This window comes from Blautia wexlerae, from assembly GCF_013300825.1.
GTDB classification, from domain to species: Bacteria; Bacillota; Clostridia; order Lachnospirales; family Lachnospiraceae; genus Blautia_A; species Blautia_A wexlerae_B.
Genome location: NZ_JAAIMY010000112.1, coordinates 1 through 348 on the forward strand (window position 1 = coordinate 1; position 348 = coordinate 348).

Below are 348 nucleotides of genomic sequence, written 5' to 3' on the forward strand. Positions count from 1 at the left end.
CTTCTTTCCTTTCCAGTTCCTGCGAAGATATTCCATATCGGTACGTTTTAAATATACACGGAACCATTTCCAGTCATGCCCGTCGTACAGTTTCAGATATGCTTCATCTTTTCCTTCTGCTCCTTCGCGGTACATCACATCCCGGTAAAAGACCGGCATGGCATGGTTCCTGCAGGTAAGTTTCGGCCTTCCGGACAGCACTCCGGTCTCTTTCCACTGCCCCAGCCGGGTCTCATACGAAGATACACTTCCAAGCGCATGCTGGATCGCGGACCTGCGGAGGTAAGACGGCATCTTCGGAAAACGAAGGTCAAAATCAAACCGGGCTGTGTTTTTCTTCGTCATGTG

1 pseudogene is annotated in these 348 nt (G+C 50.3%); it reads right to left on the reverse strand.

Annotated elements, in window-relative coordinates:
- A pseudogene (locus G4417_RS16660) lies at positions 1–348 on the reverse strand (IS200/IS605 family accessory protein TnpB-related protein); the annotation flags it as partial.